This window comes from Novosphingobium sp. MD-1, from assembly GCF_001014975.1.
GTDB lineage: Bacteria > Pseudomonadota > Alphaproteobacteria > Sphingomonadales > Sphingomonadaceae > Novosphingobium.
The window spans coordinates 118,899-137,843 of the sequence record NZ_BBXA01000031.1 but is presented as its reverse complement, the minus strand read 5'-3'; the positions used below and the strand labels follow the sequence as shown (position 1 = coordinate 137,843).

The 18,945-nt window shown below is 67.1% G+C and carries 19 protein-coding genes and 1 tRNA gene; 18 read left to right on the top strand and 2 right to left on the bottom strand.

Going from position 1 to position 18,945, the window contains the following annotated elements:
- Positions 1–13: 13 nt before the first annotated feature.
- From gap to NMD1_RS16510, 9 genes are all read left to right on the top strand, one after another.
- Positions 14–1,021 carry a type I glyceraldehyde-3-phosphate dehydrogenase gene (gap, locus tag NMD1_RS16550; RefSeq protein WP_125955669.1) on the top strand — a complete coding sequence of 336 codons (1,008 nt, stop codon included), beginning with the start codon at positions 14–16 and terminating at the stop codon, positions 1,019–1,021.
- A 117-nt stretch (positions 1,022–1,138) separates the two neighbouring features.
- Positions 1,139–2,329: a phosphoglycerate kinase gene (locus NMD1_RS16545; RefSeq protein WP_124807334.1), complete on the top strand. Its 1,191-nt coding sequence runs from the start codon at positions 1,139–1,141 to the stop codon at positions 2,327–2,329.
- Positions 2,330–2,445: 116 nt separating this feature from the next.
- Positions 2,446–3,342 (top strand): fructose bisphosphate aldolase, encoded by an 897-nt coding sequence (locus NMD1_RS16540; RefSeq protein WP_125955666.1) that lies wholly within the window; start codon positions 2,446–2,448, stop codon positions 3,340–3,342.
- A 99-nt stretch (positions 3,343–3,441) separates the two neighbouring features.
- Positions 3,442–3,939, top strand: coding sequence for a hypothetical protein (locus NMD1_RS16535; RefSeq protein ID WP_125955663.1), 498 nt, complete (start codon positions 3,442–3,444; stop codon positions 3,937–3,939).
- Positions 3,940–3,982: 43 nt separating this feature from the next.
- Positions 3,983–4,627 carry a thiamine phosphate synthase gene (thiE, locus tag NMD1_RS16530; protein WP_125955661.1) on the top strand — a complete coding sequence of 215 codons (645 nt, stop codon included), beginning with the start codon at positions 3,983–3,985 and terminating at the stop codon, positions 4,625–4,627.
- 112 nt (positions 4,628–4,739) lie between these two features.
- Complete coding sequence (locus tag NMD1_RS16525; protein ID WP_125955659.1) at positions 4,740–5,750, top strand: efflux RND transporter periplasmic adaptor subunit; 1,011 nt, start codon at positions 4,740–4,742, stop codon at positions 5,748–5,750.
- Positions 5,747–6,997 (top strand): ABC transporter permease, encoded by a 1,251-nt coding sequence (locus tag NMD1_RS16520; RefSeq protein ID WP_125955657.1) that lies wholly within the window; start codon positions 5,747–5,749, stop codon positions 6,995–6,997. The genes NMD1_RS16525 and NMD1_RS16520 overlap by 4 nt, the downstream gene beginning before the upstream one ends.
- Positions 6,994–7,716 carry an ABC transporter ATP-binding protein gene (locus tag NMD1_RS16515; protein ID WP_125955654.1) on the top strand — a complete coding sequence of 241 codons (723 nt, stop codon included), beginning with the start codon at positions 6,994–6,996 and terminating at the stop codon, positions 7,714–7,716. The genes NMD1_RS16520 and NMD1_RS16515 overlap by 4 nt, the downstream gene beginning before the upstream one ends.
- A gap of 146 nt (positions 7,717–7,862) precedes the next feature.
- Positions 7,863–9,824: an OPT family oligopeptide transporter gene (locus tag NMD1_RS16510; RefSeq protein WP_125955652.1), complete on the top strand. Its 1,962-nt coding sequence runs from the start codon at positions 7,863–7,865 to the stop codon at positions 9,822–9,824.
- Between the two features lie 6 nt (positions 9,825–9,830).
- Here the strand turns inward: NMD1_RS16510 and NMD1_RS16505 are convergent, their stop codons facing one another.
- On the bottom strand, positions 9,831–10,259 hold the full coding sequence (locus NMD1_RS16505; RefSeq protein WP_125955649.1) for a hypothetical protein: 429 nt from the start codon (positions 10,257–10,259) through the stop codon (positions 9,831–9,833).
- A gap of 96 nt (positions 10,260–10,355) precedes the next feature.
- Here NMD1_RS16505 and efp point away from each other — a divergent pair, with 96 nt between their 5' ends.
- The 3 genes from efp to NMD1_RS16490 all read left to right on the top strand — a co-directional run bounded on the left by efp (position 10,356) and on the right by NMD1_RS16490 (position 11,936).
- Entirely contained in the window at positions 10,356–10,919 is a 564-nt protein-coding gene (gene efp, locus NMD1_RS16500; RefSeq protein WP_124807343.1) for an elongation factor P, read from the top strand.
- Between the two features lie 6 nt (positions 10,920–10,925).
- Positions 10,926–11,750, top strand: coding sequence for an inositol monophosphatase family protein (locus NMD1_RS16495; RefSeq protein WP_125955647.1), 825 nt, complete (start codon positions 10,926–10,928; stop codon positions 11,748–11,750).
- A gap of 100 nt (positions 11,751–11,850) precedes the next feature.
- Positions 11,851–11,936, top strand: a tRNA-Leu gene (locus NMD1_RS16490).
- 50 nt (positions 11,937–11,986) lie between these two features.
- Here NMD1_RS16490 and NMD1_RS16485 read toward each other — a convergent pair.
- Positions 11,987–12,211: a hypothetical protein gene (locus NMD1_RS16485; RefSeq protein ID WP_124807345.1), complete on the bottom strand. Its 225-nt coding sequence runs from the start codon at positions 12,209–12,211 to the stop codon at positions 11,987–11,989.
- A gap of 132 nt (positions 12,212–12,343) precedes the next feature.
- Between NMD1_RS16485 and NMD1_RS16480 the strand changes: the two genes are divergently transcribed.
- The 6 genes from NMD1_RS16480 to NMD1_RS16455 all read left to right on the top strand — a co-directional run bounded on the left by NMD1_RS16480 (position 12,344) and on the right by NMD1_RS16455 (position 18,906).
- A complete protein-coding gene (locus tag NMD1_RS16480) occupies positions 12,344–13,672 on the top strand; it encodes an amidohydrolase (protein WP_125955646.1) in 1,329 nt (442 codons plus the stop codon).
- A 65-nt stretch (positions 13,673–13,737) separates the two neighbouring features.
- The gene (gene radA, locus NMD1_RS16475; RefSeq protein WP_125955643.1) at positions 13,738–15,105 is read left to right on the top strand and encodes a DNA repair protein RadA; all 1,368 of its coding nucleotides are present in this window, start codon (positions 13,738–13,740) and stop codon (positions 15,103–15,105) included.
- A gap of 12 nt (positions 15,106–15,117) precedes the next feature.
- Positions 15,118–15,738 carry a CvpA family protein gene (locus tag NMD1_RS16470; RefSeq protein WP_125955641.1) on the top strand — a complete coding sequence of 207 codons (621 nt, stop codon included), beginning with the start codon at positions 15,118–15,120 and terminating at the stop codon, positions 15,736–15,738.
- A 3-nt stretch (positions 15,739–15,741) separates the two neighbouring features.
- The gene (locus NMD1_RS16465; protein WP_307546481.1) at positions 15,742–16,170 is read left to right on the top strand and encodes an iron-sulfur cluster assembly scaffold protein; all 429 of its coding nucleotides are present in this window, start codon (positions 15,742–15,744) and stop codon (positions 16,168–16,170) included.
- Between the two features lie 65 nt (positions 16,171–16,235).
- Positions 16,236–17,852, top strand: a complete 1,617-nt coding sequence (locus NMD1_RS16460) for an MFS transporter (RefSeq protein WP_125955638.1) — start codon at positions 16,236–16,238, stop codon at positions 17,850–17,852.
- Complete coding sequence (locus NMD1_RS16455) at positions 17,842–18,906, top strand: alanine racemase (RefSeq protein WP_125955636.1); 1,065 nt, start codon at positions 17,842–17,844, stop codon at positions 18,904–18,906. Before NMD1_RS16460 ends, NMD1_RS16455 begins: the two co-directional genes overlap by 11 nt.
- The last annotated feature ends 39 nt before the right edge of the window (positions 18,907–18,945 follow it).

Sequence of the window (18,945 nt, the reverse complement as noted above, 5' to 3'; positions counted from 1 at the left end):
AGGAGAAGCTGACATGGCGATCAAGGTTGCGATCAACGGTTTCGGACGTATCGGGCGTAATGTCGCGCGCGCCATCCTCGAACGGCCTGACTGCGGCCTTGAACTCGTGTCGATCAACGACCTGGCCGATGCCAAGGCCAACGCGCTGCTGTTCAAGCGCGACAGCGTCCACGGCGCTTTCTCGGGCGATGTGTCGGTCGACGGCAGCGATCTGATCGTCAACGGCAAGCGCATCCAGGTGACGGCCGAAAAGGACCCGGCCAACCTGCCGCACGCCGCCAACGGCATCGACATCGCGCTGGAATGCACCGGTTTCTTCACCGATCGCGCCGGCGGCCAGAAGCACCTCGACGCGGGCGCGAAGCGTGTGCTGATCTCGGCTCCGGCCAAGGGTGTAGACCTCACCGTCGTCTTTGGCGTGAACCACGACAAGCTGACCGCCGATCACAAGATCGTCTCGAACGCCTCGTGCACCACCAACTGCCTCGCGCCGATGGCCAAGGTGCTGCATGAATCGATCGGCATCGAGCGTGGCCTGATGACCACGATTCATTCGTACACCAACGACCAGAAGATCCTCGACCAGATCCACAAGGACCCGCGCCGCGCCCGCGCCGCCGCGATGAACATGATCCCCACCAGCACCGGCGCCGCCGTGGCCGTGGGCGAGGTTCTGCCCGATCTCAAGGGCAAGCTCGACGGTTCGTCGATCCGCGTGCCGACCCCGAACGTCTCGGTCGTGGACCTGACCTTCACGCCGAAGCGCGATACCACGGTCGAGGAAGTGAACGGCTTGCTCAAGGCCGCCGCCGAAGGCGCGCTGAGGGGCGTGCTGGGCTTCACCGACGAACCGCTGGTGTCGATCGACTTCAACCACGATCCGCACTCGTCGACGATCGACAGCCTCGAAACCGCGGTGCTCGAAGGGAAGCTGGTGCGCGTGCTGTCGTGGTACGACAACGAATGGGGCTTCTCGAACCGGATGCTCGATACCGCCGGCGTGATGGGGAAGCTGCTCTAGTCAAGTATCGTATCAACCCCCGTTCGGTTCGAGCCCTGAGCGCCCGCCCTGCGGGCAGTCGAAGGGCTCGACACGAACGGCGGTGAGCGCTTGGGGCGATGACGCGAGGACCGAAGAATGACCGTGTTCAAGACGCTGGACGATATCGGTGACGTTTCCGGCAAGGCCGTGCTGGTCCGCGAGGATCTGAACGTGCCGATGGCTGGCGGCGCGGTGACCGACGATACCCGCCTGCGCGCGGCGGTGCCGACGCTGACCGAACTGTCCGACAAGGGCGCCGTGGTGCTGGTTCTCGCCCACTTCGGCCGCCCCAAGGGCCAGCCTTCGGCAGAGTTCTCGCTGAAGCAGGTCGTCGCGCCGCTCGCGCACGTGCTGGGCCGCCCGGTCAAGTACGTGGACTGGGAAGGCGACAAGGCCACCGTCTCGGCGCTGCAACCCGGTGACATTGCCGTGCTGGAGAACACCCGCTTCTTCGGTGGCGAGGAAAAGAACGATCCCGCCGTGGTCGAACGCTTTGCCAGCCTTGGCGATCTCTACGTGAACGATGCCTTTTCCGCCGCGCACCGCGCCCACGCGTCCACCGAGGGGCTGGCGCACGTTCTGCCGGCCTTTGCCGGCCGCGCAATGCAGGCCGAGCTTGAGGCGCTGGAAAAGGCGCTGGGCAATCCGCAGTCGCCGGTCGCGGCCGTGGTCGGCGGGGCCAAGGTCTCGACCAAGCTCGATGTGCTCAAGCACCTCGTCGGCAAGGTCGATCACCTCATCATCGGCGGCGGCATGGCCAACACCTTCCTGGCCGCGCGTGGCGTGGACGTGGGCAAATCGCTATGCGAGCATGACCTTACCGGCACCGCCGAGGAAATCCTCGACAATGCCGACAAGGCCAACTGCACCGTCCACCTGCCTTACGATGTGGTGGTGTCGAAGGAATTCGCCGCCAATCCGCCCAGCCTGCGCACCTGCAACGTGCACGAAGTCGCCGCGGACGAGATGATTCTCGATGTCGGCCCGGCCGCGGTCGAGGCGTTGGCCGACGTGCTCAAGACCTGCCGCACACTGGTCTGGAACGGTCCGCTGGGCGCGTTCGAGACCGAACCGTTCGACGCAGCCACGGTTGCGCTGGCGAAGACCGCCGCCGCGCTGACCCGCGAAGGATCGCTGATCTCGGTGGCGGGCGGGGGCGATACCGTCGCCGCGCTGAATCACGCGGGCGTCGGTGGCGACTTCAGCTACGTGTCGACCGCCGGCGGGGCTTTCCTCGAATGGATGGAAGGCAAGGAACTGCCAGGCGTCGCCGCGCTCGGCCGGTAAACCTTTTCCAAGGCGTCCGTTGCAAGACGGACGCCTTTTCAAATGAAGTTTGTGCATAGGTATGCGCTTTTGAAAATCCTTGGATTTCCGAAGGCGCCACAGGACAGGATGGGATCATGAACGTCACTGAAATGACCGCCAAGATGGCTTCCGGCAAGGGCTTCATCGCCGCGCTCGACCAGAGCGGCGGTTCGACGCCCAAGGCGCTCAAGGGCTATGGCATTGAGGAAGGCGCGTGGAGCACGGACGAGGAAATGTTCGGCCTGATCCACCAGATGCGCACGCGCATCATCACGTCGGCCGCGTTCACCGGCGAAAAGGTGATCGGCGCGATCCTGTTCGAACGCACGATGGACGGCGATGCCGGCGGCAAGCCCGTTCCCGCCGCGCTGATCGAACGCGGCGTGGTGCCCTTTATCAAGATCGACAAGGGGCTTGAGGACGAGAAGGACGGCGTCCAGCTGATGAAGCCGATGCCCGAACTCGATGCGCTGCTCGAACGCAGCAAGGCGCTGGGCGTCTATGGGACCAAGGAACGTTCGGTGATCAATTCGGCCAACCCGGCCGGGATCGCCGCCGTGGTGAAGCAGCAGTTCGAAGTCGGCAAGCAGGTGCTCGCGCATGGCATGATGCCGATCATCGAACCCGAAGTGAACATCAAGAGCGAGACCCGCGCCGAGTGCGACACGATCCTGCTCGCGGAAATCCTCAAGAACCTGTACGAACTGCCCGAAGGCACGCAGGTCATGCTCAAGCTGTCCCTGCCGATCGTGCCGGGCACGTTCGATCCGCTCGTCGCCCATCCCAAGGTGCTGCGCGTCGTCGCGCTGTCGGGCGGCTACAAGCGCCCCGAAGCCTGCGTCGAACTGGCGAAGAACGCGGGGATCATCGCCAGCTTCAGCCGTGCGCTGCTCGAAGACCTGCGCCATCAGATGACCGACGCGGAATTCGATGCCTCGCTGGCCGGCGCCATTGACGAAATCTTTACGGGTTCGACCGTCAAGTCCGCCTGACGATCTATCGATTGCAGAGGATGGGAAAGGCCGCCCCTCGCCCCGCAAAGCGGGGGAGGGGCGTCTTGCTGTCGGGAGACCGATAGCCGGGGAGAAGCCATGACCGGACCGGCATGTTCATCGTCCACCTTTGCCTATCATCGCGGCGTGGCGCCCATGGCATGGGTGCTGTTCGGGCTGGCGTCGATCGAGCTTGTCGTGGTCCATCTTCTCGTTGCGCTGCGCTGGCCATGGCTGGCCTGGCCACTGACCGCGCTGACCGCGGCGTCTCTCGCCTGGATCGTGCGGTGGATACGGTCGATGGCGCGGCTGCCCCATGTGCTTGCCGAAGGGAGCTTGCTGCTCCGCGCCGGCTCGCTGCGGCAGATCAGCGTGCCGCTGGGTGCTATTGCGGTTGTGCGCAGAAGCTGGCCGTCGGGCGCGCACAAGGAAGCGGGTGTGCGCAATCTCGTGCCCCTGGCCTATCCGAACCGGATGCTGGTGCTCTCGCCGCCGCTGGCGGATCGGCGCCCGGTTCATGCGGTCATGATCAGGCTTGATGATCCCGCCGCTTTCGATGCCGTGCTGGCCGCGCAGGGCGTGCGTTTCGAAGATTGACCTTGTGATTGCCGCCGCCCCGCAACGGCGGTAGAGCGCGCCGATGACGCAACCCGCCAGCGAACTGTATCTCATCTCCCCGCTCGATGTCTCGGGCACTTTTCCCGAACGGCTGGTCCGCGCGCTGGACGCCGGGCCGGTCGCCGCGTTCCAGTTTCGCGTCAAGGACGTGGACGATCATGCCGCCGCGCGGCTGGCCGAACCGCTCCAGCGCATCTGCGCCGACCGCGACGTGGCGTTCATCGTCAACGATTCGGTCAGCCTGGCAAAGCGGCTCGGCGCCGATGGCGTGCATCTGGGCCAGAAGGACGGCGATCCGCAGGAAGCGCGCCAGCGCCTGGGGCGTGACGCACAGATCGGTGTGACCTGCCACGCCAGCCGCCACCTCGCCATGGAAGCGGGCGAGGCCGGGGCGGACTACGTCGCGTTCGGCGCATTCTTCCCCAGCACCACCAAGGAAACCGAGCATCGTCCCGAACCGGACCTGCTGACCTGGTGGTCCACCCTGTTCGAACTGCCCTGCGTCGCCATCGGTGGCATCACCGCCGCCAATTGCGCGCCGCTGGTAACCGCTGGTGCCGATTTTCTCGCGGTGAGTCACGCCGTGTGGGGCGGGGACGAGGCGCAGGGCGTGCGCGACCTGCTGGCGGCCATCGCAGCCGCGCCCCGGCGTGAAGAAGACGAATAAGCAGCGGACACCGTTCCGCGCTTGACCCAACGCAAGGCGCGGGCGCACGTAGCACGCCAATGACCGGAAATCCGAAGGGCGCGTGGGCCCTGGCGGACATGGGGTACGGTGCGTGGGACGGAAGCGCTGGCTGGTCTGGATCGTGGTGGTACTGCTGCTGGCGGGCGCGATTGCCGGCGGACTGGCGTGGCGGGCCCGGCCACCCGCGGTGGAGGTCGCCAAGGCGCGGATCGGGCCGGCGGCGGACCTCGTCTATGCCACCGGCTATGTCGAGGCTCAGCAGCCGGTATCGGTCGCCGCCCGCATCACCGCGCCAGTAGCGCAAGTGCTCGTGTCCGAAGGGGACCGGGTGCGGCGCGGCCAGCCGCTGGTTCTCCTTGTCGATGACGAACAACGCGGCCTGCTCGATCAGGCGGCGGCGCAGCGGCGCGCGGCCGAGGAAACCGAACGCCGCACGGTAACGCTCTATCGCCAGGGCTGGATGACCCGCGCCGCGCGCGATCAGGCCGTCGCCAGCGCCGATGCAGCCCGCGCCGGCGAACGCACCGCCGTTGCCCGGCGCGACCAGCTTGTCGTGCGCGCCAATACCGACGGCGTGGTTACCAAGCGCGATGTCGAGCCGGGCGATCTCGCCACGCCCACGCGCGTGCTGATCCTGCTGGGCGATCCGGCGCGCATCCGCATCACCGCGACAGTGGACGAACGCGACATCACGCGGGTCCGCGTCGGCCAGGACGCGCTGATGTCCAGCGATGCCTGGCCCGGCCGCGTGATCCATGCGCGCGTCCATGAAGTCACCCCGAGCGGCGATCCCAACGCCCGCGCCTTCCGCGTGCGCCTGCTGCCCGAAAGCGCGGGCGACCTGCCGCTGGGCATCACGCTGGAGGTCAACGTCGTCACGCGCAGCACGCAACGCGCGGTGCTGGTGCCGGCAACCGCGCTGGCCGGCGATCGCCTGTGGGTGGTGACGGACGGACAGGTCCATGCTCGTACCATCCGGCGCGGGATCGAGGCTAACGACATGGTGGAGATCGTGAGCGGGCTGCGCGCGGGCGAGACGGTGGTCGTCGCCCCGCCGGCCGACCTCGCGGAAGGACGGAAGGTCAGGATCAAGACCCCGTGATCGGCCGCCTGCTCCTGCTGCTGCACATCGCCTCGCGCCACCTGCTGATGCGGCAGCGGCAAACGCTGGTGGCGACCAGCGGCGTGGCGGTGGGCGTCGGATTCTTCCTGGCGGTGTCGGCGCTGATGGTCGGCAGCCAGGCCGACTTCGTGCGGCAATTGATCGACGTGGCCCCGCACATCATCATTTCCGACGAATTGCGCAGCCCGGCGCCGCAGCCGGGGCGGCGCGCCTTTCCCGACGGCGCCGTGGTGCTGCACGGCTACAAGGTCCGCAACGAGGTGCGCGGTATCAAGGACTGGCAGGCGGTGATGGCCAGCGCCGCCGCCATCCCCGGCGCGGTCGTCTCGCCCAGCCTTTCGGGTGCGGTCACGCTGCGGCTTGGCGGGCGCGAGGAGCCGCTGGGCGTGATCGGCATCGATCCTGCGCTGGAATCCCGCGTCAGCACCATTTCCGACAAGCTGCGCGCCGGGCATCTCGACGATCTGGAGCGCGTGCAGGGTGGCGTTATCATCGGCGAGGAACTGGCCAGCCGGCTCGGCCTCAACATGGGCGACATCGTCGGCGCGACGGCGGCATCGGGCACCACGCGCTCGCTGCGCATCGTCGGCCTGGTCAAGAAGGGCAATTCGCAGCTCGGCTCGTCCAACGGCTACATGCTGCTGCGCGAGGCGCAATCGCTGCTCGGCCGCCCGTTCATCATCAACCGCATCGGCATCAAGCTGAGCGATCCCTATACCGCGCAGGATGTCGCCCGCACGCTGGAGCAACGCTATGGCTACAAGGCGGAAAGCTGGCAGGAACGCTCGTCCGATTTCCTCTCGCTGTTGGTGACGCGCAACATCATCATGTACACCGTGGTTTCCGCGATCCTGCTGGTGGCGAGCTTCGGCATCTACACCGCCGTTTCCAACAGCGTGGCCGACAAGCGGCGCGACATCGCGATCCTGCGGTCGATGGGCTTTTCGGAAGCGGACCTGCAGATCGTGTTCGTCGTCGAAGGGCTTGCGCTGGCGGTGATCGGCGTGCTGCTGGGCTGGTTGCTCGGCTATGCGCTGATGAGCATTCTCGGTTCGCTGCGCTTTTCCATCGGGGGCGAGGACCAGTCGATCCCGATCGACCGCAGTCCCCGGCAATACCTGATCGCGGCGGCGGCCTCGCTGCTGGCGGGCGGCGTGGCGGCGTGGCTGCCCGCGCGCAAATCGGCCAAGGTCGATCCCGTGGACATCCTGCGGGGGGCGATGTGAACGCGCCCGCCCCGGACCGGCCCGTCCTTGTCGCCGAAGGACTTACCCGTCGGCTGCCGGTCGATCCCCCGGTGACGCTGGTGGACCGCGCGGACCTTGCCATCCAGCCCGGGTGCTTCACCGCCATCGTCGGGCCTTCGGGCTGCGGCAAGTCGTCGCTGCTGTACCTGCTGGGCCTGATCGACCGGCCTACGCAGGGACGGCTGCTGTTCGAAGGACGAGACATGACGCCGCTTTCGGGCGACGAGCGTGCGCGCATCCGGCTCGAACACTTCGGCTTCGTGTTCCAGTTCCATTTCCTGCTGCCCGAATTCAACGCGCTGGAAAACGTGATGCTGCCGATCCGCCGGCTCGGGACGCTGTCCAGCGCCGAGGCCGATGCGCGCGCGCGGACGCTGCTCGCTGACGTGGGCCTGGGCGAAAAGGTGCTGAAGTCCCCCGATAAGCTCTCCGGCGGCGAACGCCAGCGCGTCGCCATCGCGCGCGCATTGGCCAACGATCCCGCGCTGATCCTGGGCGACGAGCCGACCGGCAATCTCGATTCCACCAATTCGGCGCGCGTGGTCGACCTGTTCCGCACGTTGGCGCACGAACAGGGCCGGGCGGTGGTCTGCGTCACCCACGATACCGGCATTGCCGAGGTGGCTGATGTGCGCGTGACGATGCTCGACGGACGAGTCGAGGAAGTGCGCCGTCAACATGGGGGCCAGCACGGCTAACGGCGCCCCGCTTTCCTAATCCGCCGCACCATGCCAGACAGGGCCTGCGAAGTCCGCGCGGGGAAGGGGCGATCCTTTCCGCTGGACCGTGTCAACTTTGTCAACTTCGTCAGGAAAAGGCGGAGTTTCCTGAACGGAGATCGAGCATGAGCGCAGGCGAATCGGGCACGGGGCCGGTCCGGGAACTGACCCTGCGCGGCGTGGTGCTTGGCGCGGTGCTGACGGTCGTGTTCACGGCGGCCAACGTCTATCTTGGCCTGCGCATCGGGCTGACGTTCGCCACCTCGATCCCGGCCGCGGTGATTTCCATGGCCGTGCTGCGGCTGCTTTCGGGCGCGACGATCCAGGAAAACAACATCGTCCAGACGATCGCCAGTTCGGCGGGCACGCTTTCGGCCATCGTGTTCGTGCTGCCGGGCCTGGTCATGATCGGGTGGTGGACGGGCTTTCCCTATTGGGAATCCGTCGCGGTGATCGCGGTCGGCGGAATCCTGGGCGTGATGTATTCAGTGCCGCTGCGCCGCGCGCTGGTGACCGGATCGGACCTGCCCTATCCCGAAGGCGTGGCCGCGGCGGAAGTGCTCAAGGTCGGCGCGGGTGTCGGCGGCGCGGAAGAAAACCGGCGCGGGCTGGCGGCGGTGATGTGCGGGGCGCTGCTGGCGGCGCTCTATCCGCTGCTCGCCAAGCTCAAGCTGGTGGCGGAGGAAGCCTCGACCCTGATCCGCGTCGGCGCGGGCGGCACCGCGTTCGGCGGCGGACTGTCGATGGCGCTCGTCGGGGTCGGGCATCTCGTCGGGTTGGCAGTGGGCATCGCCATGCTGGTGGGCATCGTCATCAGCTTCGGCGTGCTGCTGCCGGTGTTGACCGCCGGCGGCCCCCCGACGGGGACCGAACTCGCCGATTTCATCTCCACCGTGTTCCGCCAGCGCATCCGCTTCGTCGGCGCGGGGGCCATCGGCGTGGCGGCGATCTGGACGCTGCTGCGCGTGATCGGCCCGATCGTGCGCGGCGTGGCCGGAGCCATCGCCGCCAGCCGGGCGCGCAAGCAGGCGGGCTACGCCTCGTTGGACATCACCGAGCGTGACCTGCCGATCGGCCTGGTGGGCGGCACGATCCTGCTGTCGATGGTGCCGATCGCGCTGTTGCTGGCCGATTTCGCGGCCGGCGGCCCGGTCGCTGAATCGCTCGGGATCGGGCTGGCGGCCGCCGTGCTCTATGTGCTGGTCGCCGGTATCTTCATCGCTTCGGTTTGCGGCTATATGGCCGGGCTGATCGGCGCGTCGAACAGCCCGATCTCGGGCGTTGGCATCCTCGCCGCCCTGGGCATCTCGCTGATCTTGCTGGCGCTGTACGGGCGGGGTGGGGATGCGGCGGCAACCAAGGCGCTGGTCGCCTTCGCGCTGTTCGTCACCGCGATCGTGTTCGGCGTGGCCACGATTTCCAACGACAACCTGCAGGACCTCAAGACCGGCCAGCTTGTCGGGGCGACGCCATGGCGTCAGCAAGTCGCGCTCGTGCTGGGCGTGCTGTTCGGCGCGCTGGTGATCCCGCCCATCCTTGATCTGCTCAACGGCACCTTCGGGTTCCTTGGCGCGCCGGGGGCGGGCGAAAACGCGCTGGCGGCGCCACAGGCCGCGCTGATCTCCACCATCGCGCAAGGCGTGCTGGGCGGCAGCCTCGATTGGAACCTCGTGGGTCTGGGTGCGGCAATCGGCGTGGTGGCGCTGGCGGTCGATGGCGCGCTGCGCCGGTCGGGCCGTGGTGCCTTACCGCCGCTCGCCGTCGGCATGGGCATGTACCTGCCCACGCAGACCACCGGGATGGTCGTGATCGGCGCGATCCTGGGCCATCTCTACAACCGCTGGGCCACGCGGCAGGCCGATCCGGAACTGGCCGAACGCATGGGCGTGCTGACCGCCACCGGCCTGATCGTTGGCGATGGCCTGTTCAACATTGCCTATGCCGCGATCGTGGCTGCCACCAACGACCCCGATTCGCTGGCGATCGTTCACGCAAACCCCGTGGCCATGCCGCTGGGCATTGCGGTGTTTGGCGGGCTGGTGGGCTATGCCTACTGGCGGATGCGGCGCGATGGCGCCGCCCGCTGATCCGGGTCAGATGTCAGAGTTGCCGCTGTCGGACCCGGACGAATCGTCGCCCGCGTCGACTCCGGTCGGCGTGCCCGCGTGGATGCAGCGTGGCCCGATGAACTCGCCTGCCGCGTCGATCTGCCGCGCCATCGCGCGGTTGTTCAACTGATAACGCCGGCCTTTCAGCGGGCCGCTCGTCATCGTCAGGATACGGCCGAACAGCGCGTAGGTGCCGCGCTTTCCGTCGGCCATCTGGTAGCTCGAATCCGGAATTGCGCGGAAGCTGTCGCCGGGCAGCGCGGTCGGCTGCATTTCGGCATCGCCCGGCAGTTCGCAGATCCAGCGCCCGCGCAGCAAGGTGTGGATCGGGCCGCCCGGAACGGCCTCAACCGGAGCCGTGACGACAAGCGCGCCGATCACGGCGAGCGAGGCAGGGAAAAGACGACGGTTCATGACGGATATCGCGCTAGCACGCGGCTGCCGCTTGAAGCAATCGGCCACAGCGGCTAAGGCGCGCGCTTCCCTACTCACGGTAAGGCTCTTTCCATCATGAAGATCAGCGGCGTGGACATCCGTCCGGGCAATATCCTGGAATACGAAAAGGGCATCTGGAAAGTTGCCAAGACCCAGCACACCCAGCCCGGCAAGGGCGGTGCCTTTATGCAGGTCGAGATGAAGAACCTCATCGACGGCCGCAAGACCAACGTTCGGTTCCGCAGCGCCGACACGGTCGAGCGCGTCCGCCTCGATACCAAGGACTTCCAGTTCCTTTATGCCGAAGGCGATGACCTGGTGTTCATGGACGTGGAAACCTACGACCAGATCACGCTGCCCAGCGATCTTCTCGGCGATGCCGCCGCGTTCCTGCAGGACGGCATGACCGTGCTGCTCGAAATGTACGACGAACGCCCGATCTCGGTGCAGCTGCCGGAACAGGTCGAAGCCACGATCGTCGAGGCCGACGCCGTGGTGAAGGGCCAGACCGCCTCTTCGAGCTACAAGCCCGCGATCCTCGACAACGGGGTGCGCGTGATGGTGCCGCCGCACATCGAAAGCGGCACGCGCATCGTCGTGGACGTGTACGAACGTTCCTACGTCGGCAAGGCGGGCTGATCCACGATGGCCGCAATTTCCGGACTGATCCGCGTGATGGAACGTGCCGCCCGCAAGGCCGGCACGCGCCTGCGCCGTGACTTTGGCGAAGTCGAACATCTCCAGGTCAGCCGCAAGGGGCCGGCCGACTTCGTGTCCAAGGCGGATCAGGCCGCCGAACGGACGATCTGGGACGAACTGCGTCAGGCGCGGCCGGACTGGGGCTTCCTGATGGAGGAAGGCGGCGAGATCGCGGGCGAGCCCGGCAAGCCGCGCTTCATCGTCGACCCGCTCGACGGCACCAGCAACTTCCTCCACGGCATCCCGCATTTCGCGATCTCGATCGCGGTGCAGGAACCGACGCTGGACGGCAGGGGCTGGGGCGAAGTGACCGCCGGCATCGTCTATCAGCCCGTGACCGACGAGAGCTTCTGGGCCGAAAAGACCCGGGGCGCATGGTTGCAGGACCGCCGCCTGCGCGTTTCGGCGCGCCGCCATCTGGACGAGGCGCTGATCGCCACCGGCGTTCCCTTCGCGGGCCGGGGCGACATGGGCGAATGGACCCGCATCTACCACGAGCTTGGCCCGCGCGTGGCCGGCATCCGTCGCTTCGGCGCGGCTTCGCTGGATCTCGCGTGGGTGGCCGCCGGCCGTTACGACGGGTTCTGGGAAAGCAGCCTGCAACCGTGGGACAGCGCGGCCGGATGCCTGCTGGTGCGCGAAGCCGGCGGTTTCGTTTCGGACTACAAGGGCCGTTCGCTGCCGATCTGCGACGAAACCGTCCTGGCCGGCAACGATGCGCTCCATTCCAAGCTGCACAAGCTGGTGGCTGGCGCGCTCAAGGCTCGCTGACCGGCGCGTCTAAATTTTGCACATTGGCTCTGGCTTGCCGGGGAACAGCGCCCTATAGGGCGCCTTCGTTCTCCGGCACGTCCGGGTTTTCGTCGAACGCGCGGGCGTGGCGGAATGGTAGACGCAGCGGATTCAAAATCCGCCGTTGGTGACAACATGCCGGTTCGAGTCCGGCCGCCCGTACCACACTCCTGAAAGCGAGGGAGCCTCAGCGCTCCCCCCTCAACACTCCCGACTCAACACTCCTCGCCGACAAGGCGCCGGCCGTTGCGCTTGACCGGCGGCGCGGTGCGCGCGGGCCGCTCGCCCAGGATGCGCAGCAGCGACAGGGCGATCCGCACCTCGGCGAAATCGTCGCCGCGCCCTTCGGATACCATCGTCGCCTCGGTTTCGAAGCCGCCATCGCGCAAGTGCTGCGCCGCGGCCCGACGCGCGGTGTCGATCGTTGCTGCGTCCGTCATGATCCGTCCTGTCCTGTTGCCGTGTCAATGCTGCGGTCGATGTGGGGTCTGCGCCCGCCATTGCCACAAAGCATTTCTTCGGGGCCGGGAAAGGACGTTTGCACCAGCCCCGCGCGGCGATAGAGTAGTGCGATGACGTTCCGCTCCCTGCTGGCGCTCGGCGCCGCCGCTCTTTGTATCCCCGCCGCCGTTCAGGCTGCCGCGCCCGATCTGCGCGCGGAAATCGCTGCCGATCTGCCGGGGCTGTTGCAGACCTACCGCGCCCTGCACGCGCATCCCGAACTCAGCTTCCAGGAAGTGAAGTCTGCCGCGCAACTGGCCGCCGCCGCGCGCAAGGCAGGGTTCGTGGTGACGGAGAACGTGGGCCGCACTGGCGTCGTCGCGGTGCTGCGCAACGGCCCCGGCCCGACCGTGCTGGTCCGCGCCGACATGGACGGGCTGCCGGTGGTCGAACAGACCGGGCTGCCTTTCGCCTCGAAGGATCGCGGCACGTCCACCGCTGGCGTCGAAAGCGGGATCATGCACGCCTGCGGGCACGACACGCATATGACCGCGTGGATGGAAGTGGCCAAGCTGATGGCCGCGCACCGCGATGCGTGGTCGGGCACGCTGGTGATGATCGGGCAACCGGCGGAGGAAATCGGCCTCGGCGCGCGCGCGATGCTGGCGGACGGCCTGTTCACCCGCTTTCCCAAGCCCGATTTCGCGCTGGCGTTTCACGATACCGGCGATCTGCCTTCGGGCGTTATCGGGGTGACGCCGGGGTACGCGCTTGCCAATGTCGACAGCGTAGACATCACCGTGAAGGGGCTCGGCGGGCACGGCGCCTATCCGCAGACCACGAAAGACCCGATCGTGCTGGCCAGCGCCATCGTCATGCGCCTGCAGACGCTGATCAGCCGCGAGAACAGCCCGTTCGAGCCGGGCGTGGTCACCGTCGGCAGCTTCCATGCCGGCGCCAAGCACAACATCATCCCCGACGAGGCGAGGCTCCAGCTCACCGTGCGCAGCTACAGCGACGAACAGCGCAAGCTGCTGCTCGACGGCATCCGCCGCATCGCGGCGGGCGAGGCGATGGCGTCAGGCGTGCCGCAGGACCGGATGCCGGTCGTCTCGGTGCTCGATCCCTATACCCGCGCCACGTTCAATCCGCCCGCGTTCAGCCAGCGGGTGTTGGCCGACATGAAGCGGCAGTTTGGCGATACGGGCGCGGTGCAGACGCCACCCGTGATGGCGGGCGAGGATTTCGGCGAGTTCTGGCGCGCCGATCCCGACCGCATGGGCGCAACCATCTTCTGGGTTGGCGGCCGCCCGGCCAGCGAACTGGATGCGGCGAAGCGCGAGGGACGGGCGCTGCCATCGCTCCACAGCCCGTTCTGGGCGCCGGAGGCGGACAAGGTCATCGCCGCTGGCGCGGAAGCGCTGGCCAGCGAGGCGATGCGGCTGATGCCCAAGGGATGATGGCGAGGAGCGTTGCGGCGATCACGCGGCTTGCGTTCCTGATACGTTCCCGTTAAGCGCAGGCCATGGCCAAACCCAAGCGCCGCTATGTCTGCCAGTCCTGCGGCAGCGTTTCACCCCGCTGGCAGGGGCAATGCGCCGATTGCGGCGAGTGGAACACGCTGGTGGAGGAAGCGCCGGAGACGGTGTTTTCGGCCAAGCATGACTTGTCGAGCGGAGGGCGGCTGGTCTCGTTCGTCTCGCTCGATCAGCCGGTCAAGCTGCCGGAGCGGCGCAAGACCGGCCTTGCCGAATTCGACCGCGCGCTCGGTGGCGGGCTGGTACCGGGATCGGCGATACTGATGGGCGGCGATCCGGGAATCGGCAAGTCCACGCTGCTGCTGCAGGCGGCCGCATGCATCGCGCTGGCGGGCGCGGAGGCGGTCTATATCAGCGGCGAGGAAGCGTCCGACCAGGTGCGCCTGCGCGCCGACCGGCTCGGATTGGGCAATGCGCCGATCCGGCTCGCGTCCAATACCTCGGTGCGTGACATCCTGACGACGCTGGGCGGCATGAAGCCGCCGGCGCTGCTGGTAATCGATTCGATCCAGACGATGCATTCGGACCAGATCGAAGGCGCGCCGGGCACGGTCAGCCAGGTGCGCGGCTGTGCGTTCGAACTGATTCGCTATGCCAAGGAGAACGGCGTCGCGCTGGTGCTGGTGGGCCATGTCACCAAGGACGGTTCGATCGCCGGCCCGCGCGTGCTGGAACACATGGTCGATGTGGTGATGAGCTTCGAGGGCGAACGCAGCCACCAATACCGCATCCTGCGCGCGCTGAAGAACCGCTTCGGCGCGGTGGACGAGATCGGCGTTTTCGCGATGGCGGGGGCAGGGCTGGAGGAGATCGGCAACCCCTCCATGCTGTTCCTGTCCGGCCGGGACGAACCGGTGCCGGGCAGTTCGGTGTTTCCGGCGCTGGAAGGGACGCGGCCGGTGCTGGTGGAAATCCAGGCGCTCACCGTGCGCCTCGCCAGCGGGGCCACGCCGCGGCGCGCGGTGGTGGGCTGGGACAGCGGACGGCTGGCCATGCTGCTGGCCGTACTGGAAGCGCGCTGCGGGCTGAATTTCTCCGCAGCCGAAGTCTATCTCAACGTGGCGGGCGGCTATCGCCTGACCGATCCCGCCGCCGATCTTGCGGTGGCGGCGGCGCTGGTTTCGGCGCTGGCCGACCGGCCGCTGCCGGCGCAGGCGGCTTGGTTCGGCGAAATATCGCTGGCGGGCGAGGTCCGGCCCGTGGCGCACAGCTCCATCCGGCTCAAGGAAGCCGCGAAACTGGGCTTTTCCCGCGCCTATGGCCCTGATGGCAGCATCGAGAAGGTGGCCGGTCTCCGCTATGCGCCGTTGCGGTTGCTGCCAAATCTCGTTGACCGGATTGTGGGCGGCTCCTAATTTCACCGGGTAATGACCGGCTTCGACTATGTTGTATTCCTGATCGTCGCGGTCGGCGCGATCGGTGGATTCTTTCGCGGCTTCGTGGAGGAAATCCTCGCCGTGGCGGCGTGGTGCATCTCGCTGTTCGCGGTGCATTATCTGCACGAACCGCTCACGCAACTGCTGACGCCCTATCTGGAGAACGAGACCGGCGGCGGTGTGCTCGCCTTCGTGCTGCTGCTGATCGTGCCGTACGGGATCACCCGCTTCATCGCGCGCCGCATCGGAAGCGCCAGCCGCAATTCGGTGCTGGGGCCGATCGACCGGCTGCTCGGCTTCGGTTTCGGCGCGGTGAAGGGCTTCATCATCGTCGTTCTGGGCTTTTCGATTCTGGTCTTCGGCTATGACGTGGTGTGGGGCGTCAGCGGCCGGCCGATGTGGATTTCGCAGGCGCGCACCTATCCGTTCCTTAACGCGGCCAGCGAGGAACTGATGACGATGATCGCGGATCGCCGCGCAGCGGCGGAAGCGGACGCCAAGGCTGACGAGGCCGCCAAGGCAAAGAAGGACAAGGCGGCCGCGCACAAGAAAGCGGCCAAGAAGTCGGCTTCACGCCATCGGGCCGACACGTCCGCCGATAAGGAAGACTGAACCGTGGCCAGTTCCGCGCGCGCTCTCTACACGCCGGCCATGCTGGCGGCGGCGGCGGGGCTGGCCAACTGGCCGTGGGACGAAGCCTTGCCCTTGCGGGGCGAGGCGCGCTCGCGCAGCTGCGGCAGCACGATCGGGCTGGCGCTGCGGACGGATGCCGATGGCACGATCAACGGGCTGGGCCTGCGACCGCACGCCTGCGCGGTAGGGCAGGCGGCGGCCTCCGTTTTCGCCGAAGCCGCGATCGGCCGCGATGCCGCTGCCATCGCGGCCGCGCGCGATGCGCTGGCCGCATGGCTGGCGGGCGATGGCGCGATGCCGGATTGGCCGGGTATCGACCTCGTCGCCGTTGCCCGCGACTATCCGGCGCGCCATGGCGCGATCATGCTGGCCTGGGAAGCCGCGCTTTCCGCTCTCGAACAGGCGGCTTGAACGGCTCTTTCCCGATCCCGCCGCGTTCGCTAGAGCGAGGCTATAAACGGGGAAGAGGACGGACAATGGCAGCAGCGGGCGCTGAACCAAGCGCGGCGGACATTCGGCTGGTTATCGCCGCGTCGTCGGCCGGCACCGTGTTCGAATGGTACGATTTTTTCATCTACGGCACGCTGGGCGCCATCCTGTCCAAGGCGTTCTTCCCGACCGGCAATGCCACGCTGGAAATGCTGCTGTTCTGGCTGGTCTTCGCGGTCGGCTTCGGGTTCCGGCCGCTGGGGGCGATCCTGTTCGGCTTTCTGGGCGACCGGCTGGGCCGCAAGTACACGTTCCTCGTTACCGTCACGCTGATGGGTATCGCCACGGCGGGCGTCGGCCTGATCCCGTCCGCTGCCACCATCGGCATGGCGGCACCGGTGCTGGTGATCCTGCTGCGCATCCTGCAGGGGCTGGCGCTGGGCGGCGAGTATGGCGGAGCGGCCGTCTACGTGGCGGAGCATTCCGAACCCGGCCGCCGCGGCTATTTCACCAGCTATATCCAGGCCAGCGTGGTGGGCGGTTTCGTGCTCAGCCTTATCGTGGTGCTGACCTGCAAGAGCCTGATGAGTGAGGCGGTGTGGAAGGACTGGGGCTGGCGCGTGCCGTTCCTGGTCAGCCTGGCACTGCTGGTGGTATCGCTGTGGATGCGCATGAAACTGTCGGAAAGCCCGGTGTTTCAGGCGATGAAGGAACAAGGCGAGATCGCCGGCAACCCCTTTGTCGAAAGCCTGACCTATCCCGGCAACAGGAAGCGCCTGTTCATCGCGCTGTTCGGCATCGCGGCCGGGCTGACGGTGATCTGGTACACTGCGATGTTCACCGGCCTTTCGTTCCTGAAATCGGCGATGCGCGTGGAAGATACCTTGGCCGAAATCGTGGTCGGCGTGGGCGCGGCGGTGGGTATGCTGTTCTACCTGTTGGCGGGCCACATTTCCGACAGGGTCGGCCGCAAGAAGCCGATCGTGATCGGCTATCTCGCCACGCTGCTGCTGCTGTTCCCGGCGTTCTGGCTGATGGGCGCCTCCGCCAATCCCGCGCTGGCTGAACAGGCACGCCGCGCCCCAGTCACCGTGGCTGGCCCGGATTGCAGCTTCAGCGCGTTTTCGACCGAACAGTCGACGCAGTGCGGAAAGCTGCTGGCCGATCTGGCGGGATCGGGCGTGCCCTATAGCCTGAAGACCGCGCCGGCGTTGACGCTGCGGGCGGGTGATCGCGTCCTGCAGCTCGATGCCTATCCCTGGACGGACAAGGCGGCGCGCGCCAAGGCCTTGCAGGCGATGCTGGCCGATGCCGGATATGATTTCACCAAGGTCCGCCCTGGCCCGGTGCAGATTGCGGGAATCATCGCCTCGTTACTGCTGCTGATGGCTCTGTCCGGCTTCACCTACGGCCCTGTCGCCGCGCTGCTGACGGAGATGTTCCCGCCACGCATCCGCTACAGCTCGATGTCGATCCCCTATCACATCGGCACGGGGTATTTCGGCGGCTTCCTGCCGTTCATATCGAGCCTGATCGTGGCCAAGACGGGCGATCCCTATTCGGGTCTCTGGTACACCTGGATCGTGGTGGCGGTGGCTTTCCTCGTGGCGATGAGGGGGCTAAAGGGCGGTCCTCCACAAGCCTATGGTGACGATGCCGTCTGATCCCACCCATTTCGCTGTTCCGCCCGCCGCGCTTCGCCTGAGGTTGGACCTGGACGCACTCGCCCGCAACTGGCGGACGCTGGACGGTTGGTCGGGCAAGGCGGTCGCGGGCGCGGCGGTGAAGGCCGATGCCTATGGCATGGGGGCAACGTCAGTGGTGCCGGAACTGGCGCGCGCGGGGTGTCGCAACTGGTTCGTGGCGCACTGGAGCGAGGCGGCGGCGCTGTTGCCGCATGTGCCGGCGGAGCAGATCGCCGTGCTGCATGGACCGCTGAACGATGCCGACGTGGCATTCGCCCTCGAAAGCGGCGTGCGGCCGGTGCTCAATTCGCTGGAGCAGGCCCGGCGCTGGTCCGCCGCTGGCGGCGGCGCGTGTCATGTCATGGTCGATACCGGCATCAACCGCCTGGGTCTGGCGATGGGCGATCTGGGCGATCCGGTGCTGCAGGCGCTGAGCATCGATTGCTGCATCAGCCACTTGGCTTCGGCGGACGAGGACGTGCCCCAGAACGCGCAGCAATTGAACCGTTTCGGACAAGTGCGGCGGCAGGTATCGGCGCTGCGCTACAGCCTGGCCAACAGCGCGGGAATCATGCTCGGCACCGCCTATCACGCGGACCTGACGCGGCCTGGGCTGGCGCTCTATGGCGGGATCGCGCGCGCGGAAATGGCGGGGGTAATCCGCCAGGTCGCCTATCCCGAAGCGGCAGTGCTGCAGGTCCGCCGGATCGAAGCGGGCGAGGGCGTGGGATACAACGCCACCTTCATCGCGCCGCGCCCGATGCGCGCGGGCGTGATCGCGCTGGGCTATGCCGACGGCTATCTGCGCTGCTGGTCGGGCAAGGGCGGCCTTTCATGGCGGGGAATCCCCATCCCGGTGCTGGGGCGAATCTCGATGGACCTCACCATCGTCGCGCTGGACGATGCGCCCGGTTGCGGCGAGGGCGACTGGCTGACGGTCGATTATGACCCCGTTTCGGCGGCCGCGATCAGCGGATTGTCTCAATATGAACTCTTTACCCTGCTCGGGCGTCGCTTTTTCCGCCAAACCTGAGGCAAGTGGGCTTGTGCCCCCGTGTTGCGCCGCACATAC

Excerpts from the sequence above, each read along its gene's own strand:
- gap (WP_125955669.1), top strand. The coding sequence starts at position 14 with ATGGCGATCAAGGTTGCGATCAACGGTTTCGGACGTATCGGGCGTAAT.
- NMD1_RS16545 (WP_124807334.1), top strand. The coding sequence starts at position 1,139 with ATGACCGTGTTCAAGACGCTGGACGATATCGGTGACGTTTCCGGCAAG.
- NMD1_RS16540 (WP_125955666.1), top strand. The coding sequence starts at position 2,446 with ATGAACGTCACTGAAATGACCGCCAAGATGGCTTCCGGCAAGGGCTTC.
- NMD1_RS16535 (WP_125955663.1), top strand. The coding sequence starts at position 3,442 with ATGACCGGACCGGCATGTTCATCGTCCACCTTTGCCTATCATCGCGGC.
- thiE (WP_125955661.1), top strand. The coding sequence starts at position 3,983 with ATGACGCAACCCGCCAGCGAACTGTATCTCATCTCCCCGCTCGATGTC.
- NMD1_RS16510 (WP_125955652.1), top strand. The coding sequence starts at position 7,863 with ATGAGCGCAGGCGAATCGGGCACGGGGCCGGTCCGGGAACTGACCCTG.
- NMD1_RS16505 (WP_125955649.1), bottom strand. The coding sequence starts at position 10,259 with ATGAACCGTCGTCTTTTCCCTGCCTCGCTCGCCGTGATCGGCGCGCTT.
- efp (WP_124807343.1), top strand. The coding sequence starts at position 10,356 with ATGAAGATCAGCGGCGTGGACATCCGTCCGGGCAATATCCTGGAATAC.
- NMD1_RS16495 (WP_125955647.1), top strand. The coding sequence starts at position 10,926 with ATGGCCGCAATTTCCGGACTGATCCGCGTGATGGAACGTGCCGCCCGC.
- NMD1_RS16485 (WP_124807345.1), bottom strand. The coding sequence starts at position 12,211 with ATGACGGACGCAGCAACGATCGACACCGCGCGTCGGGCCGCGGCGCAG.
- NMD1_RS16480 (WP_125955646.1), top strand. The coding sequence starts at position 12,344 with ATGACGTTCCGCTCCCTGCTGGCGCTCGGCGCCGCCGCTCTTTGTATC.
- radA (WP_125955643.1), top strand. The coding sequence starts at position 13,738 with ATGGCCAAACCCAAGCGCCGCTATGTCTGCCAGTCCTGCGGCAGCGTT.
- NMD1_RS16470 (WP_125955641.1), top strand. The coding sequence starts at position 15,118 with ATGACCGGCTTCGACTATGTTGTATTCCTGATCGTCGCGGTCGGCGCG.
- NMD1_RS16460 (WP_125955638.1), top strand. The coding sequence starts at position 16,236 with ATGGCAGCAGCGGGCGCTGAACCAAGCGCGGCGGACATTCGGCTGGTT.
- NMD1_RS16455 (WP_125955636.1), top strand. The coding sequence starts at position 17,842 with ATGCCGTCTGATCCCACCCATTTCGCTGTTCCGCCCGCCGCGCTTCGC.